General features: G+C 69.7%; 2 protein-coding genes. Both read right to left on the bottom strand.

The annotated features are described in order from the left end of the window. Positions 1 to 73 precede the first annotated feature (73 nt). Positions 74 to 439, bottom strand: coding sequence for a DUF2834 domain-containing protein (locus tag AYR66_RS28060; RefSeq protein ID WP_088710793.1), 366 nt, complete (start codon positions 437 to 439; stop codon positions 74 to 76). Beyond that, positions 436 to 1330, bottom strand: an 895-nt coding sequence (locus tag AYR66_RS28055; protein WP_141104368.1) for a type 1 periplasmic-binding domain-containing protein, incomplete at its 5' end; no start/stop codon positions are given. The genes AYR66_RS28055 and AYR66_RS28060, both read right to left, overlap by 4 nt.

The raw sequence follows: 1330 nt of genomic DNA, 5'->3' as shown, positions 1-1330 counted from the left end.
CCCCTGGCCCTGCCACTCGCCGCTGCCGCGCACGCCGAGGAAGGACACCGGCCGCGCGCTGTAAGGAGAAAACTCAGCCATGCTTCAGCGTCTCCATGCGGCGGGCACGTGCCCACATGAACAGCGGCATGGCCAGCGAAAAGGCGACACCGTAGGTCAGCAGCGGATACACCCAGAAGTGCCGCATGCCCAGCCTGCGCGCCTCGCCCCACGCCCAGGCGAAGAACACCAGGGTGCACAGCAGGATGTCGGCCAGCAGCTGCGATGCCACCCAGTTCTGCGCGGCGTCGGCATAGAACGCCGGCGACAGCAGCATCAGGTTGGCCAGGCTCGCGCCGCCCAGCTCGGCCAGCTTGTCCACCGAAAACCGGTAGGTGAAGTAACCCGGCGCCAGCGCGCCCAGCACAACCAGCGGCAAGTAGGAAAGATTGCGGTTCATGACTGCTCCTTGTTGATGGTTCGGGAATCGATCGAAGCCGGCGTTGCGCCCCGGGGCGGGGTATGCAGCGACTGGCTGTACTGCAGCAGGCCGTCCGCCAGCACCCACTTGCCATAGCGCGCGGCGCCGCCCTCGTTGCCCTCGAAGCGCACGCGGCCCAGCACGGTGTCCCACTCCTGCGCGGCCAGCGCCCCGGCCAGCGGCAACACCTGGTCCTGCTTGAGGTAATCACCGACGATTTGCAGCGCGGCATAGGTCTCGAGGAAGTACACGCCCGGCGTGTAGCAGTGGCGGCGCGTGTGCTCCAGCACCAGGTCCTGCGCCGCCGGATAGGAAGACGCGGGACGAAAGCCGTACACCAGCACCGGCTCCGGATAGCCGCGCAACGCGGCGCCCAGTTCGGGCGTCGCCGCATCGTCGGTCAGCACCAGCCGCGTATCGGCGCCGTGGGCGCGCTGCTGCTGCACGAACTGCACGCTGGCGTCGAACTGCCCCACGAACACGCAGGCATCAGCCGGCACCGAGCACTCCACCACGCGGGAAGCGATGCGCTCGACATGCTGGCCGCGGCGCATCGCCGCCTGCACGATCTCCGCGCTCAAGGCCACGCCGTGCAGGCTGCCGTCGCAGGCCACTACCAGGGTGGACACGCCGTGCGTGACGGACAGGTCGCGGGTGAGCGCCTCGGCCAGCCTGCGGTCGGGATCGCACAGGCGGAACACGTTGCCGCCGGCTTCCACCAGGCCGCCCGCGGTCGCCGCCGGCAACAGCAGCGGAATGCCTGCGTCGCGGTAGATATGCCGTGCGGCATCGGCGGCGGCGCTGGCGAAGTGGCCGATGACCACATCCGCGCCCCATGCCGCCAGCTCGGCGGCGGCACGCGCTGCACCC

The sequence above is a fragment of the Noviherbaspirillum denitrificans genome, assembly GCF_002211445.1.
GTDB classification, from domain to species: Bacteria; Pseudomonadota; Gammaproteobacteria; order Burkholderiales; family Burkholderiaceae_D; genus Noviherbaspirillum; species Noviherbaspirillum denitrificans.
Note: the sequence above shows the minus strand (reverse complement) of the source record. Positions and strands in the feature narration are given on the sequence as shown.

Bases quoted from the DNA above. Each gene is read 5' to 3' on its own strand.
- AYR66_RS28060 (WP_088710793.1), bottom strand. From the start codon at position 439: ATGAACCGCAATCTTTCCTACTTGCCGCTGGTTGTGCTGGGCGCGCTG.